Source organism: Glycomyces sp. NPDC021274 (assembly GCF_040641195.1).
Taxonomy (GTDB): domain Bacteria; phylum Actinomycetota; class Actinomycetes; order Mycobacteriales; family Micromonosporaceae; genus Glycomyces.
In genome coordinates this window covers 331223-345877 of the sequence record NZ_JBFADC010000004.1, presented here as the reverse complement: position 1 = coordinate 345877, position 14655 = coordinate 331223, and the positions used below count along the sequence as shown (strand labels likewise).

The window sequence follows — 14655 nt, the reverse complement described above, 5'->3', positions numbered from 1 at the left end:
AGCCTGTAGTCGGCGCGGTCGAGGCCGGGGACCGGTAGGAGCGGATCGCGTCGAACCGGGTAGGCGAAGGGCCCGGTGCGCTAACCGCACCGGGCCCTTCGCATTGCTCTGTCTACTTACGAGTACGAGACCTTCTCGGCCGCCTCGCTGGTCTGCTTGCCGCCGCCCTGGGGCCGCTTGCGGCCGTTGGTCGGCTTGTTGACCGCGGGCTCCGCAGGCCCCTCCTGGGCGGCCTGCTGGGCCGCCTTCGGGGGCTCCTCGCCGCGGGCCGCGCGGGCCTCTTCGACGAGCTTCTTCGCCTGCGCCCGGGCCGTGGCCAGGATCGCCTCGGAGTCGCGCCGCGCGGTCTGCTTGGCGGACTTGGAGAGCTCCTCGGCGCGGCGCTTCGCGTTCTCGGCCTTCTTCTCGGCCTCGGACACGTACTGGTCGCGCTCGGAGCGGATCTGCTCGGCCTCCTGGCCGGCCTGCTCGAGGATCCGCGCGGCCTCGGCCTTGGCCTCGGCGAGCAGCCGCTCGCGCTCGGCCTCGATCTCGGCCAGCTGGGCGCGGGCGCGCTCCACTTCGGACTCGGCCTCGATCCTCACCCGGTCGGCGTTCTCGCGCAGCTTCGTGGCCTCCGCGGCAGCCTCGGCGGTGATCCGCTCGGCCTCGGCGGCGGCCTGCTCGCGCAGGCGGGCCGTCTCGACCGCGGTCTCCTCGTTGAGCTTGCGGGCCGCGACCTCGGCCGCCTCGCGCTCCTGACGTGAGGCGTCGGCCGCCTCCGCACGCAGGCGCTGGGTCTCGGCGAAGGTCTCCTCGGCCAGGCGCAGCGCGCTGGCCTCGGCGGCCTCGCGCTCCAGGCGGGCGGCCTCCTCGGCCTCGGCGGTGAGCTTGGCGACCTTCTCCTCGGTCTCGGCGGTGAGCCGCTGCGCCTCGGCCTCGGCCTCTTCCAGACGCCGCTGGGCGTCGAGGCGCAGCCGCTTGGCCTCGTCGGCGGCCTCGGTGCGCGTCTGGGTCGCGTTGTCGGCCGCTTCGGCCCGCACGCGGGTGGCCTCGCTCTCGGCCTCGGTGCGGACGGTCTGCGCGAACGTCTCGGTCTCCTGCTTGAACTTCTCGAGGTTCTCGACGGCCTCGGTGCGCAGGTCCCGCAGTTCGGCCTCGTGCTCGGCGCGCTTGCGCTCGGCCTCGGCCTCGGCTTCGGCGGCGATCCGGTCGGCCTTCTCGCGGGCCTCGCTGATGGCCTGCTCGGAGGCGAGCGCGGCGTCGTCCTTGAGCTGCTGGGCCTCGGCGCGGAGGCGCTCCACGTGAGCGACCAGCTGCCGGGTCTGCTCGTCAGCGGCGGCGCGCTTGTTCTCGGCGTCCTGCTCGGCCTCGGCCACCAGCGCGGCGGCGCGCTCCTTGGCCTGGTCCACCATGGCCTGCGCTTCGCGGGCCCGCTTGTTGATCTCGGCGTCGATGATCGCGCGCCGGTCGGCCTCGGCCTTCTCGGCGGCGGCCCGGCGGGCCTTCAACGTGGTCTCGAAGTCCTTGCGCGCCTGCTCGATCTGCGCTTCGGCCTCGCGAAGACGGTTGTCCGCGTGCTGGTGCAGATGCTTGGTCTGCGCGTGGGCGTTGGCCTTGATCTCCTCGGCCTGCTCCTCCGCGAGGGTCAGCATGTGCTCGATCCGCACGCCCAGGTGCCGGTACGAGGCCTTGTCGCCCGCGGCACTGCGGCGCCTGAGCTCCTGGATCTGCGCCTGGAGCTGCTGGATCTGGATCACGAGCCGGTCGATCTGCGCGACCGCTTCCGCCCGTTCGCCGGCGAGGGTGTCCATCTGGAGCTGCATCTGCTGCAGGAACCGCTTGACCTGTCCCTTGTCGTATCCGCGCAAGGCGGTCTCGAACTCGTACTCGACGGGTCCACCCTCGTTGAATCCGGTCAGCAGTTCCGAGTCGTCCAGTCTGTCTTCACGCGCCATACCCTCATCCTCACGTAAGCCGCGTCCCGTCACGCCCGGCAAGGGACCGGATGTGACGGGACGCGGCCGAAGCTGTGGTTCCTCCACCGTCGACCTACGCCTGCGATCATTCTTCACTGTCGCAGACTTCGACGGTAACGCGGATTCGCCAGGTTTACTTGTCGTCCTGTTTTTCTACTTGTCGTCGCCCTGCTGCCCAAGGGCGCCACCAAGGGCGCCGCTGACCAGACCGCTGAGGTTGCGCAGGGTCTCCTGCACCTGGTCCCGCTTCGCGGTGAGCTCGGCCACCTTGGTTTCAGCGTCGGTCGTGACGCGTTCGGCGTCCGACTTGGCGTCGGCGAGCAGCCGCTCGGCTTCGGCCTTGGCGTCGGAGACGAGCTTCTGCGCGTCCTTCTTGGCCTTGCTGGTGGTCTCCTGCGCGTAGTTGTCGGCCTCGGAGCGCTTCTCCTCGCCGCGGGTCTCCGCGGCCTTGGCGCGCTCTTCGGCGTCGCGGGCGCGGTTCTCGGCGTCGGAGACGAGCTTCTGGGTCTCGGCGACGGCGCGGGTGTGGCGGTCGGACTCTTCGCGCTCGGCCTTCTCCTTGCGCTCGGCCAGTTCGAGGTCGAGGGCCTGGAGGTCCTTGTCGCGCTTCTCCTTCGCCTCGGCGAAGAGCTTCGCGGCCTCGGCGCGCTTCTCCTCGGCCTCGCGGGCGGCCTTGGCGCGCAGCTGGGTGATCTCGCGGTCGGCCGTGGCACGGAGGGTCGCGACCTCGCGCTCGACGGACGCCTTGAGCTCGGCCACTTCGTGGCCGGTGGCGGTGCGCAGCTGCTTGGTCTCGCGCTCGGCGTCGGCGCGGAGGGTCTCGCATTCGCGGCGGGCGTTGGTCCGCAGCTCCGCGACCTCGCGCTCCACCTGCGTGCGGAGGGTGTTGGCCTCGCGCTCGGCGTTCTGCTTCAGGGAGCCGGCCTCGCCGCGGGCGGCGTCGGTGATCTCGCGGGACTCGAGGCGGGCGGCCGAGAGGATGCCCTCGGTCTCGCGCTTGGCCTCGGCGCGGTGCTCGTTGGCCTGCTCTTCGGCCAGTCGCAGGATCTGCTCGACGCGGGTGCCGAGTCCGGAGAGCGTCGGGCGGGTGTTCTCCTCGAGCTGCTTCTGCTGCTCGGCGAGGCGCTGCTCGAGACCCTGGATGCGCTGCTCGGCCTGACGCAGACGACGCTGGGCGTCCGTCATCCGCTGCTCGGCCTCGGTCCGCTGCGACTCGGTCTGCTTCAGCTTGCCGAGGTTCTTCGAGATGAACTCGTCCACCTGGTGGCGGTCGTAACCCCGCAACTGGACGGGGAACTCCGGCACCGATTGGTCGTTGTCGAAAAAGGTACTGCTGGAGGGCTGCTGCGACATGGACCAATACTTGCAGACGCGACCGCGAATGTCGACAGCAAGGTCAGGGGTTTATGAGGGGCGAACCACCCGCAACACTAGCCGCAAAACGGTCGAAATCCTTGAAACGACACGGAAGTCGTCATCGGTGAAGTTTCGGTGTCCTGCAGGTGTCACTCGAATGGCGTCGTCTATCTGACAGTGACGGTGTGCGGACCGGCACCCTTCGGTCATGGACCAGCAAGGGCCCTATGCGGGTTCGACCAGTTCGATGAGGACGCCCCCGGCGTCCCGCGGGTGCACGAAGTTGATCCTGGAGCCCGCGGTGCCCTGGCGGGGTTCGTCGTACAGCAGCCGGCAGCCGCGCGCCCGCAGTGCGTCCGCCGCCGCCTCGACGTCGTCCACGGTGAACGCGAGCTGCTGGAGGCCCGGACCCTTCGACCCGATGAACTTCGCGATCGGCGAGTCGTCCCCGAGCGGCGCGAGCAGCTGCACCTGCGCGCCGCCCTCCGGCCACCCGACCATCGCCTCGACGACCCCCTGCGCCTCGTTCACCTCGCGGTGCACCTCGGTCCCGCCGAGCGCGCCCGCATACCACTCCAGGGCCGCGTCCAGGTCCGGGACCGCGATCCCGACATGATCGATGCGCCGCAGTCCGATTCCCTCAGTGAACGTCATACGATCGAGGGTATCGACCAACGGAGGTCTCCATGAACGACGACAACACCGTCATCCTCGCCAGTGCCCGGACACCCATCGGGCGCTTCAACGGCGCGCTCAGCGACATCCCCGCCACCGATCTGGCCGGGACCGCGATCAGAGCCGCACTCGAACGCGCCGGGGTCGACCCCGGCCGCGTCGACCAGGTCATCCTCGGGCAGGTCCTGCCCGCCGGATGCGGTCAGAACCCGGCCCGCCAGGCCGCCGTCGCGGCCGGGCTGCCCATGAGCATCCCGTCCCTGTCGGTGAACAAGGTCTGCCTCTCGGGGCTCACCGCCATCGGCCTGGCCGACCAGCTCCTGCGCGGCGGCGCCGCCGATGTCATCGTCGCCGGGGGCATGGAGTCGATGAGCCGCGCGCCGCACCTGCTGCCCGGCTCGCGCCGCGGCTTCAAGTACGGCGAGACCGTGCTCCTCGACCACCTCGCGCACGACGGCCTCACCGACGCCTACGACGGCATCTCCATGGGCGAGTCCACTGAGCGCCACCTCAAGGGCCGCTCGATCACCCGCGAGGACCAGGACGCCTTCGCCGCCTACTCGCACCAGCGGGCCGCCAAGGCCGCCGAGCGCCTCGCCGAGGAGATCACCGCCGTCGAGACCCGCAAGGGGCTCGTGGACGCCGACGAGGGCATCAGGCCCGAGTCCACCGCGGCGGGCCTGGCCCAGCTGCGGCCGGCCTTCACCGAGAACGGCACCATCACGGCCGCCACGGCCTCGCAGATCTCCGACGGCGCGTCCGCGCTCGTCCTCGCCAAGAAGTCCACCGCCGTGGCGAACGGCTGGACCTGGACCGCGGAGATCCTCGCGTACGCCACCGTGGCCGGGCCCGACAACTCGCTGCTCGACCAGCCCGCCAACGCGATCGCCAAGGCCCTCGCCATGGCCGGCGTCGCAGCCGGGGACCTCGACGTGGTCGAGATGAACGAGGCCTTCGCCGCCGTGGTCCTGGCCTCGGCCGAGACGCTCGGCGTCGACCTGGAACGCGTGAACCCCGACGGCGGGGCCATCGCGCTCGGGCACCCGATCGGGGCCTCCGGGGCGCGCCTCGCCCAGACCCTCGCCCGCCAGCTCGGCCCGGGCCAGGTCGGCGCGGCGGGACTGTGCGGCGGCGGCGGCCAGGGCGACGCGATCGTCCTCAAGGGAGCCTGATGCGGGTCGCAGACCTGGTGGCGGCGGCCCGTGCGGGAGACCGCCGGGCCACCGCCCGTCTCATCACCGCCGTCGAGAACGGCACCGCCGACGCCCCTGAGGTCGCGCGCCTCGCCACCGGCGGCGACGCGCTCATCATCGGCGTCACCGGCTCGCCCGGCGTCGGCAAGTCCACCCTCGTCTCGGCGCTCATCACCGCCTGGCGGGAATCCGGCCTCCGCGTCGGCGTCCTCGCCGTGGACCCCTCGAGTCCCTTCAGCGGCGGTGCGATCCTCGGTGACCGCGTCCGCATGGCCGACCACGCCCTCGACCCCGGCGTCTACATCCGCTCGGTCGCCACGCGCGGCCACCTCGGCGGGCTCGCCGCCACCACCGGCGGGGCGGTGCGGCTCCTCGAAGGGGTCGGCTTCGACGTCGTCATCGTCGAGACCGTCGGCGTCGGCCAGGCCGAGGTCGAGATCGCGGCCCTCGCCGACACCACGCTCCTGCTCCTGGCCCCCGGCATGGGCGACGGCATCCAGGCCGTCAAGGCCGGGGTCGTGGAGATCGCGGACGTCTACGTCGTCAACAAGGCCGACCGGCCCGGCGCCGACGGCACCGTCCGCGACCTGCGCGCCCTCATGAGCCTCGTCCGCCGCGAGCCAGGCGAGTGGCGCCAGCCGATCTGCTCCACCGTCGCCTCCGAGGCCAAGGGCATCGACGACCTCGTCGCGGCCATCACCAAGCACCGCGACTGGCTTGCCGGCGGCGACCACCTCGCCGACAAGCGCCGCCGCCGCGCCTCGGCCGAGATCCGCGCCCGCGTCGACGCCGAGCTGCGCCGCCGCTACGCCGTTCCCGAGGCGCTGGCGGAACAGGTCGCGAACGGCGAGACGGACGTGGCGACGGCGGTGGGAAGGGTTCTGGGCGACACCGCGTAAACCGCTTCGCATGCCTGCATGCGTGCTCCTTACACTTGACTGGTGACAGACGCAGCGAAGAAGACACCGGACATGGAAACCCAGCTCCCGAAGACGTACGCGCCCGTAGAAGTAGAGGCGCGACGCTACGCGAAGTGGGTAGCCGACGGTCGCTTCAAGGCTGACGACGACTCGGACCGCGAGCCCTACGCCATCGTGATCCCGCCGCCGAACGTGACCGGCCAGCTGCACCTCGGGCATGCGCTCAACCACACCCTCATCGACTGGATGGTGCGCCGCGAGCGCATGCGCGGCAAGGAGGCCCTGTTCCTGCCGGGCACCGACCACGCCGGCATCTCGACGCAGAACGTGGTGGAGCGCCAGCTCGCGGACAAGGAGGGCCTCTCCCGCCACGACCTGGGCCGCGACGCGTTCGTGGCGAAGGCGTGGGAGTGGAAGGACACCTACCACGAGCGCATCTCCTCGCAGATGAAGAAGATCGGCGACGGCGTCGACTGGGACCGCGAGCGGTTCACGCTCGACGAGGGCCTCTCCAGCGCCGTGCAGACGATGTTCAAGCGCATGTACGACGACGGCATGATCTACCGCGCCGAGCGCATCATCAACTGGTGCCCGCGCTGCATGACCGCGCTCTCCGACGCCGAAGTGGAGCACCAGGACGACGCGGGCGAGCTCGTGTCGATGCGCTACGGCGACGGCGAGGCGTCGATCGTGGTGGCCACGACCCGCCTGGAGACGATGCTCGGCGACACCGCCGTGGCCGTCCACCCCGACGACGAGCGGTACCAGCACCTGCTCGGCACCACCGTTGAAGTGCCCTTCACCGGCCGCCGCATCCCGATCGTGGCCGACACGCACGTCGACCCCGCGTTCGGGACCGGCGCGGTCAAGGTCACCCCGGCGCACGACCCGAACGACTTCGCGATCGGCCAGCGCCACGACCTCGCCTCGATCCTCATCATGGACGAGCGCGGCGTCATCACCGCGCACGGCCCGTTCCAGGGTCTCGACCGGTTCGAGGCGCGCTCGGCCATCAGTGCCGCGCTGCGCGCCGAGGGCCGGATCGTGGCCGAGAAGCGGCCGTACGTGCACGCGGTCGGCCACTGCGAGCGCTGCGACACCACCGTGGAGCCGCGGCTGTCGCTGCAGTGGTTCGTGAAAGTGGAGCGGCTCGCGAAGCTCGCGGGCGACGCGGTGCGAAACGGCGAGACGAAGATCTACCCGCCGGAGATGGAGAAGCGCTACTTCGCGTGGGTGGACAACCTGCTCGACTGGTGCATCTCGCGCCAGCTGTGGTGGGGCCACCGCATCCCGATCTGGTACGGCCCGGGTGGCGAAGAGGTGTGCGTGGGCCCGGGCGAGACCGCCCCGGAGGGGTACACGCAGGACCCTGACGTGCTCGACACGTGGTTCTCCTCGGGGCTGTGGCCGTTCTCGACGTTCGGCTGGCCGGAGGAGACCCCGGCGCTCGACAAGTTCTATCCGACGGCCGCGCTCATCACCGGCTGGGACATCATCTTCTTCTGGGTGGTGCGGATGATGATGTTCGGGACCTACGCGATGGGCAAGGCGCCCTTCAGCGAGGTGGTCCTGCACGGCCTGCTCCGGGACAAGAACGGCGTGAAGATGTCGAAGTCCCTGGGGAACGGCATCGACCCGCTCGAGGTGGTCGACCGGTTCGGGGCGGACGCGCTGCGGTTCATGCTGGCGCGCGAGGCCAACCCGGGCGCCGACGGCATCGCGTCGATCGAGCTGGCCGAGGTCGCGCGGAACTTCTGCAACAAGCTGTGGAACGGCACGCGGTTCGCGCTGATGAGCGGCGCCACTGTGGAGGGCGACCTGCCGCAGGACCTCTCGCTCATCGACCGGTGGGTGCTGTCGCGCCTGTCGGGCACGGTCGCTCAGGTCGATGCCCACTTGGAGCAGTACGAGTTCGCGAAGGCGATGGACGTGCTCTACCACTTCGCGTGGGACGACGTGTTCGACGTGTACCTGGAGCTCACCAAGCCGGTGCTGGGCGCGGGCGGCCAGGCCGCCGACGACACTCGGCGGGTGCTCGGCCACGTCTTCGACCAGCTGCTGCGCCTGCTGCACCCGGTGATCCCGTTCGTCACCGAGGAGCTGTGGCTGACACTCACCGGCACGGAAGAGCAGGGCGACTCGCTGACTGTGGCCGCCTGGCCGACTCCGTCCGGTGTGGACGAGGAGGCCGAACGGCTCGTGGCCGCGATGCAGCACGTGGTCGTGGAGGTGCGCCGCTTCCGCTCGGACCAGGGCGTCAAGCCCAGCCAGCGGGTGGCCGCGCGCATCACCGGCCTGGACGCGGCGGGACTGGGCGACCAGGAGTGGCTCATCCGCTCGTTCGTGAAGCTCGACGCCGAGCCCGAGGGCTTCGCGCCGACCGCTGAACTCGCGGTGTCCGACCAGGTCACGGTCGCGCTCGACACCTCGGGGACGATCGACGTCGCCGCGGAGCGGGCCCGTCTCGACAAGGCCCTCAAGGCCGCCGAGAAGGAGCTGGCCGGGACCGTGGGCAAGCTCGGCAATGAGGCGTTCCTGTCGAAGGCGCCCGATGCCGTGGTCGACAAGATCAAGGCGCGCAAGGCGACCGCCGAGGCCGACATCGCGCGCATCACGGCGCAGCTCGAACGACTGGCGTAACACCGAGGCTGCGGCCGTCCCCAGTGGACGGCCGCAGCCTCTGCTCTACAAATTTATGGCTCGCAAGCTCGCCAAGACCGGGGGACAACCACATTGAACGCCGAACTGGCGCAAGTCGAAGCGCTCCTGGAGGCCCGCGGGTTCTCCCGCTGGGACTTCACGCTCGACCGCATCAAGCAGCTGCTCGACATGATGGGCGACCCGCAGCGGTCCTTCCGCTCGATCCACATCACCGGCACCAACGGCAAGACCTCGACCTCGCGCATGATCGAGCGGCTCCTGCGCGGGCACGGCCTGCGCACCGGCCTGTTCACCTCGCCGCACCTCAACAGCGTCAACGAGCGCATCGCGATCGACGGCGAACCGATCAGCCCTGACAAGCTCGCCGCCCAGTACTACGAGATCGCGCCGCTCGCCGAACTCGTCGACCGCGAGGCCTCGGAGCCGCTCACGTACTTCGAGATGACCGTGGCGCTCGCCATGGGCGCGTTCGCCGACACGCCGATCGACGTCGGCGTCATCGAAGTGGGCCTCGGCGGCGAGACCGACTCGACGAACGTCCTGAACGCCGAGGTCGCGGTCATCACCCCCATCGGGATCGACCACACCAAGTGGCTCGGCGAGACCCTCGCCGAGATCGCGACCATGAAGGCCGGGATCGTCCACGAGGGCGCCACGCTCGTCATCGCCACGCAGGAGCGCTCCGCAATGGAGCCGCTGCTGCGCCGCGCCAGCGCGGTCGGCGCGAAACTCGTGCCCGAAGGCCGCGGCTTCGAGGTCACCGCGCGCGAAGTGGCCGTGGGCGGGCAGCTCATCACGATCGAGACCCGCGCCGCCCGCTACCAGGACCTGTTCCTGCCCCTGCACGGCGAGTACCAGGCCCACAACGCGGCGCTGGCGCTGGCCGCCGTCGAGGTCCTGCTCGGGGCGGGCGAGCCGAAGGCGCTCGACGCGGAGGTCGTGGGCGAGGCGTTCGCGGAGTTCTCCTCGCCGGGCCGCCTGGAGGTGGTGCGGACGGCGCCGACGGTGATCCTCGACGCCGCGCACAACCCGGCGGGCATGGAGGCCATGGTGAAGGCCGTGGAGGAGGAGTTCAACTTCCGCAAGCTCGTGGGCGTCGTGGGCATGCTGGGGGACAAGGCGACCGACCACATGCTCGAGCTGCTGGAGCCGCTGCTCGACGAGATCGTGATCACGAAGTCCTCTTCGGACCGGGCGATGCCGGCGGCGACGCTCGCGAAGGTCGCGAAGGACGTCTTCGGGGAGGAGCGGGTCCACGTCTATCCGCACATGGCGGACGCGGTCGCGCGCGGGATCGAACTCGCCGAAGAGGCCGACGACATCTACGAGTCGGGCGGCGGCGTCCTCGTGACCGGCTCGGTGTTCACCGTCGCCGACGCGCGTCAACTGCTGGTGGGCCGCCGTGGCTGAACACGACGAGCATGTGACGCCCGAGGAGGCCGAGGAACCCTGGAGCGAGCCCGACGAGGGCCGCTCGGGCCTGCGCGACCCGGCCCGGGCCGCGCGCAGCCTCGCCGCGATGGCGATGAGCTTCGAGGCGCTGGCGCTGCTGCTGGCGGTCGTGCCGATGCGGATGATCTTGGATGACGCGACACTCGCGATCATGGTGGTCCTGGTCCTCACGGTCGTGTGCATCGTGTTGGCGGGCATGGCGAAGCGCCCGTGGGTCTGGCCGGTGGGCGCCGCGGTGCAGGTCGTCTTGATCGGCTGCTGGGCGATCCACTGGGCGCTCGGCGTGGCCGGGATCGTGTTCGGCCTGGTGTGGGCCTACTGCTGGTATGTGAAGGTCGCGCTGGGAAGGCCCCCGAAGCGGTGACGATCGAGTTGAGGACCGAGCGGCTCGTGCTGCGTCCGCTGGCGGCCGAGGACGCCGCGGCGATGCAGGTCGTCAACGCTGACCCGGAGGTCATGCGCTACATCGGCAGCGGTGCCCCGCTCACGCCGGCGGAGACCGAGGCCCGTACGGCGAAGGCGGCGGCGCATTGGGACGCGCACGGCTGGGGCGTCTTCGCCGCCGTCGAGATCGACACCGGCACGCTGGTGGGCTGGGCGGCGCTCGCGACGCCCGCGTTCCTGCCCGAGATCCTGCCGGTCACCGAGCTCGGCTGGCGGATGCGCCGCGACCGCTGGGGCCGCGGCTACGCGCCCGAGGCGGCGCGCGCGGCGCTCGGCTTCGCGTTCGGCGAACTCGGGCTCGACCGGGTGGTCTCGTGCATCCACAGTGCGAACGCGGCCTCGATCCGCGTGGCGGAGAAACTCGGCATGACGCTCGAGCGGGAGACGGTCGTGCCGGGCAACGGGGTTCCTTGCAGCGTCTATGAACTGCGGGCCTGACGGCGGCTCAGTCGCAGCCGCCTCCGCCGCCCGAGTCCCCGCCGCCTCCGGAATCACTGCTGCTGCTGGGGCCGCAATCGTTCGAGCCGCCGCCGGAACCGCCGCTGTGGCCCGAGTCGTAGTAGGCGGCACTGGACGAGCTCGAGTACCCGCCGCGCCGTCGCGCCTTGGACGACGATGCGGCCGTCGCGATGATGGCCACACCGGCGACGACGCCGACGATGAGGAGGCAGACCGCAGTTTCCATCCGAACTCCTTCAGGGGGTGGGGAACCGAGTGCTCAGGGTACTGTCGCCGCGCCAGCCGCAGGGCGCCGCTCAGCGGTCGTCGGCGCAGCCGCCGGTGCCGATGGCCTGTCGGTCGGTGCCGTCAGCGCCCCAGCCGCCGGGGATCGGTTCGCCGGACGGGACGCCGCTGCGCTCGGCCGCGAGCCGGATCGCCTTGCGGCGGCGCTGGTCGCGGACGCCCGTGACGACGGCCGCGGCGCAGACGGCGCCGATGATCACGCCCGCGAGGATCAGTTCGACCATCTCGACTCCTTGCGCCTGGAGGGTACCGGTACGCCCGGTTTGCCGACCCTACTCATAGGACGCTCGCGAGCCGTCCGGCGGACGTCCCCGATCTGTCGGGTAAGCGACAAAACACGTTCTGCGAGTCTGTTCGTGTCACATGGGCGTGCGATAGTGGACCTGTCCGATTCGGCCCTCTGAGCGCTCGGCGGTGATCCCCTGTGAAGATGCAGCCTCGGCAACAGCTCCTCGACATCTGGCGGGCCCAGGTGGCCTACAGCTGGCGTGCTCCCGAGGAGGGCGGCAAGCGGAAGGTCTGGCACTGGGGCGGCCGCAACCAGTCCGACGCCGTGGGCGACGCCCAGCAGCTGCTGTGCCTGCTGTACCCCGCGCAGGAACTCCCCGAACTCAACTACGCCGACCCCGACGCCACGAGCGACGCCGTCCTCGAGGCGTTCTCCGGGCTCGGCGACGCGGTCGAGATCCCGATCCGCATCATGCGGCTGGTCAAGAACTACATGGAGAAGCACGTCGACGACGAGGGCGTGCCCGTCTATTCCGGCGGCTCCAACATGCACCGCAAGGACCGCAGCCAGAAGGCCCACCCCGAGCAGCGCGCCATCGACGTCACGGAGGGCTTCGCGCTCGCGATTCCGCTGTGCCTCACCTCCCTGTCGTTCCTCCAGGACTTCCAGCCCACGGTCGACCGCATGGGCCGCGTCGACCTCAGCCGCGAGCTCGAGCAGGTGCAGACGGCGATCCACCGGCGCCTCCTCGGCGCGATCACGGGCCTGCTGCGCTCGTTCGCGGTGTCCACGTTCGACGCCGACGACGACTTCGGCCGCCAGCTCATCGCGCTCATCAACGTCGACGGCCAGGCCGACCGCAAGATCGTGCGGCGCTTCCGCGAGAACGCGGACGACATCATCGCCACACTGCGCACCATCACCGTGGGCTCGGGCGGCACCGCGGGCGTCGAGGCCCCCACGAAGCTCTTCGAGATCGGCTGGTCCTGGTCGGTCGTGGAGAAGGCCCCGGACATCCCGGAACTCTCGGACACCTCGACGCAGCGCCCCGGCCGCGCCGAGGACGCCCCGTACCTGTACTTCACCGTGGTCGCCCTCGAGGCGATCCAGACCCTGTTCTCGCCCAGGGTGATGCGCCGCAACCTCCTCACCGAGGAGGAGCAGCGCCTCGCCCAGTCCCTGCAGCTGCGCATGGACGTCACCCGCCGCTACTGGGCCATGGTCGCGTCCTTCGGCGGCGGCTCGAAGTGGCCGCTCGAAGACGTTCCCTGGCGCACCACCGACGGCCTGGAGTACGACTACTACTCGCTCCTGGTGTGCGCGGTCGCGACCGACAACTTCGGCGCCTCCCGCGGCGGCGACGACGACCTCATCCGCCTCGGCGACGTGCTCGTCGAACTCGCCAACCGGGGCCGCATCACCCGCCGCGCCCTCGCGGGGGACCGCGCCATCGAGACCCACTTCCCCGGCGTGAAGGCCGAACTCGCCGGTATCGAGAAGCTCGACGGCCCGCCCATGGTCTGGAACATGGTCGACTTCGCGCCGCTGCTGCTCAAGCGCCTCTACCACGCCGCGAGCCTCCTCGTCACGATCGAGGCCCGCGCGGAACTGCTCGAAGTGGCCGACCTCGTCTGGGACCACCTGGCGCGCAGGCGCATCCGCGAAGGCGCGGCCGCGCGCCTGTGGGACCAGCCCAAGCAGGTCTACGGCGAACTCGCCAACTGGTTCGAGGACCCGTCCTGGCACTTCACGATCCGCGTCGTCGAGGCCATGGTGCTCGCCGCCCAGTTCGCGACCTCCGAACCGGCCCGCTCCCGCGGCCTGGAGGACCTGGCGCACGAACTCCTCGTCGAGGCCGAGCACGTCTACGATCAGGAGCTGCTGCGCGGCTCCGGCCACGCCGGACCCGCGCTCGCGCAGGAGATCCGCTCGGTCGGCCTCACGATCCGCCACGCCAAGGACGTCGTCGACGAGCGCCCGGGCACCGCGTTCGCCCTCGGCGTCAAGGCGCTCATCGACCTCGACCGGCTCATCGCCGCCGGGCGCGACGCCGAGACCGGGGTGTGACGATGCTGCTGTTCGCGACCTCCGACAAGGGCGGCACGGGACGCTCCGTGTCCTCGTCCAACCTGGCCTACCGGCGCGCCCTCCAGGGCGCCAACGTGTGCTATGTGGACTTCGACTTCGGCTCGCCCACGGCCGGCGCGATCTTCGCCATCGACGACCTCGACCACGGCACCAACGGCAACGGTATCCACGAGTACCTCCAGGACCTCGCCTCCGAACCCGAACGCCACTCCGTGTGGTCCGCCACCGACCGGGCCGAACTCCAGGCCAGGCCCGACGGCGCGGGCGAACTCGTGCTCTGCCCCGGCGACGCCGACGGCTCCGAGTTCCCCGGCGACGACACCACAGTGGACCGGTGCGTGAAACTCCTCCAAGAGCTCTCGCGCGAATTCGACCTCGTCATCGTCGACCTCTCCGCGGGCCGCTCCCACGCCACCGAGATGGTCATGGCCGCCACCGCCCGCCCCGAACTCGCCAACCTCCCCTGGCGCTGGATCGTCTACCACCGCTGGACCAAGCAGCACGTCCTCGCCGCCCACTCCCTCGTCTACGGCGAACGGGGCCTCGTGGAGACCAGCAAGGCCCTCGGCGAGGACTACCAGCGCAAGCTCCTCGCCTCGATCCGCTACGTGCGCACCGCCGTCGTCGACCCCGACGGCGCCGACCTCTCCGGCCTCAAACCCACGCAGGTGCGCTGGCTGCGCAAGATCGACGCCGACCTCCACCAGATGGCCGCGCGCCTCAAACTGGGCCGCATGAACCTCCTCGGGTCGGTCCCGCTCGACCCGGTCCTGCAGTGGCGCGAGCAGATCATCACCGACGCCGACACCGTCACGCTCGACATCGCCAACCAGGAGACCGTCAAGGCCTTCTCCGAGCTGGCCGTGCGCTCCGCCGAGGAGCTGTTCGTGCCCGGCCTCGAGGCCATCGCCCGCGGCATCGATTGAGTGGACCAG

At 70.7% G+C, this 14655-nt stretch carries 13 protein-coding genes; 8 read left to right on the top strand and 5 right to left on the bottom strand.

Translation table 11 applies throughout. The features are described from left to right. Positions 1-116 precede the first annotated feature (116 nt). From AB0I03_RS12505 to mce, 3 genes are all read right to left on the bottom strand, one after another. The gene (locus AB0I03_RS12505; protein ID WP_360410815.1) at positions 117-1937 is read right to left on the bottom strand and encodes a DivIVA domain-containing protein; all 1821 of its coding nucleotides are present in this window, start codon (positions 1935-1937) and stop codon (positions 117-119) included. 174 nt (positions 1938-2111) lie between these two features. Continuing rightward, a complete protein-coding gene (locus tag AB0I03_RS12500; protein WP_205326584.1) occupies positions 2112-3311 on the bottom strand; it encodes a cell division protein DivIVA in 1200 nt (399 codons plus the stop codon). Between the two features lie 228 nt (positions 3312-3539). Next, the gene (mce, locus tag AB0I03_RS12495; RefSeq protein WP_360410812.1) at positions 3540-3968 is read right to left on the bottom strand and encodes a methylmalonyl-CoA epimerase; all 429 of its coding nucleotides are present in this window, start codon (positions 3966-3968) and stop codon (positions 3540-3542) included. Positions 3969-4000: 32 nt separating this feature from the next. Between mce and AB0I03_RS12490 the strand changes: the two genes are divergently transcribed. The 6 genes from AB0I03_RS12490 (at position 4001) to AB0I03_RS12465 (ending at position 11097) form a co-directional block, all read left to right on the top strand. Then, positions 4001-5161, top strand: coding sequence for an acetyl-CoA C-acyltransferase (locus AB0I03_RS12490; RefSeq protein ID WP_360410810.1), 1161 nt, complete (start codon positions 4001-4003; stop codon positions 5159-5161). Then, the gene (gene meaB / locus AB0I03_RS12485; RefSeq protein ID WP_360410807.1) at positions 5161-6081 is read left to right on the top strand and encodes a methylmalonyl Co-A mutase-associated GTPase MeaB; all 921 of its coding nucleotides are present in this window, start codon (positions 5161-5163) and stop codon (positions 6079-6081) included. The genes AB0I03_RS12490 and meaB overlap by 1 nt, the downstream gene beginning before the upstream one ends. Before the next feature lie 39 nt (positions 6082-6120). Then, positions 6121-8742, top strand: coding sequence for a valine--tRNA ligase (locus AB0I03_RS12480; protein WP_360411075.1), 2622 nt, complete (start codon positions 6121-6123; stop codon positions 8740-8742). A 93-nt stretch (positions 8743-8835) separates the two neighbouring features. Further along, positions 8836-10173 (top strand): folylpolyglutamate synthase/dihydrofolate synthase family protein, encoded by a 1338-nt coding sequence (locus AB0I03_RS12475; RefSeq protein WP_360410804.1) that lies wholly within the window; start codon positions 8836-8838, stop codon positions 10171-10173. Then, the gene (locus tag AB0I03_RS12470) at positions 10166-10579 is read left to right on the top strand and encodes a DUF4233 domain-containing protein (protein ID WP_360410801.1); all 414 of its coding nucleotides are present in this window, start codon (positions 10166-10168) and stop codon (positions 10577-10579) included. The genes AB0I03_RS12475 and AB0I03_RS12470 overlap by 8 nt, the downstream gene beginning before the upstream one ends. Continuing rightward, positions 10576-11097 (top strand): GNAT family N-acetyltransferase, encoded by a 522-nt coding sequence (locus AB0I03_RS12465; protein ID WP_360410798.1) that lies wholly within the window; start codon positions 10576-10578, stop codon positions 11095-11097. Before AB0I03_RS12470 ends, AB0I03_RS12465 begins: the two co-directional genes overlap by 4 nt. Positions 11098-11104: 7 nt before the next feature. On the opposite strand, the gene AB0I03_RS12460 is transcribed toward AB0I03_RS12465, so the two are convergent. Together AB0I03_RS12460 and AB0I03_RS12455 are read right to left on the bottom strand one after the other, a co-directional pair. Further along, complete coding sequence (locus tag AB0I03_RS12460) at positions 11105-11344, bottom strand: hypothetical protein (protein WP_360410795.1); 240 nt, start codon at positions 11342-11344, stop codon at positions 11105-11107. Between the two features lie 70 nt (positions 11345-11414). Continuing rightward, positions 11415-11627 (bottom strand): hypothetical protein, encoded by a 213-nt coding sequence (locus AB0I03_RS12455; protein WP_360410792.1) that lies wholly within the window; start codon positions 11625-11627, stop codon positions 11415-11417. A 206-nt stretch (positions 11628-11833) separates the two neighbouring features. Between AB0I03_RS12455 and AB0I03_RS12450 the strand changes: the two genes are divergently transcribed. Together AB0I03_RS12450 and AB0I03_RS12445 are read left to right on the top strand one after the other, a co-directional pair. Next, the gene (locus AB0I03_RS12450) at positions 11834-13699 is read left to right on the top strand and encodes an SCO2524 family protein (protein WP_360410789.1); all 1866 of its coding nucleotides are present in this window, start codon (positions 11834-11836) and stop codon (positions 13697-13699) included. Positions 13700-13701: 2 nt separating this feature from the next. Then, a complete protein-coding gene (locus AB0I03_RS12445; protein WP_360410786.1) occupies positions 13702-14646 on the top strand; it encodes an SCO2523 family variant P-loop protein in 945 nt (314 codons plus the stop codon). The last annotated feature ends 9 nt before the right edge of the window (positions 14647-14655 follow it).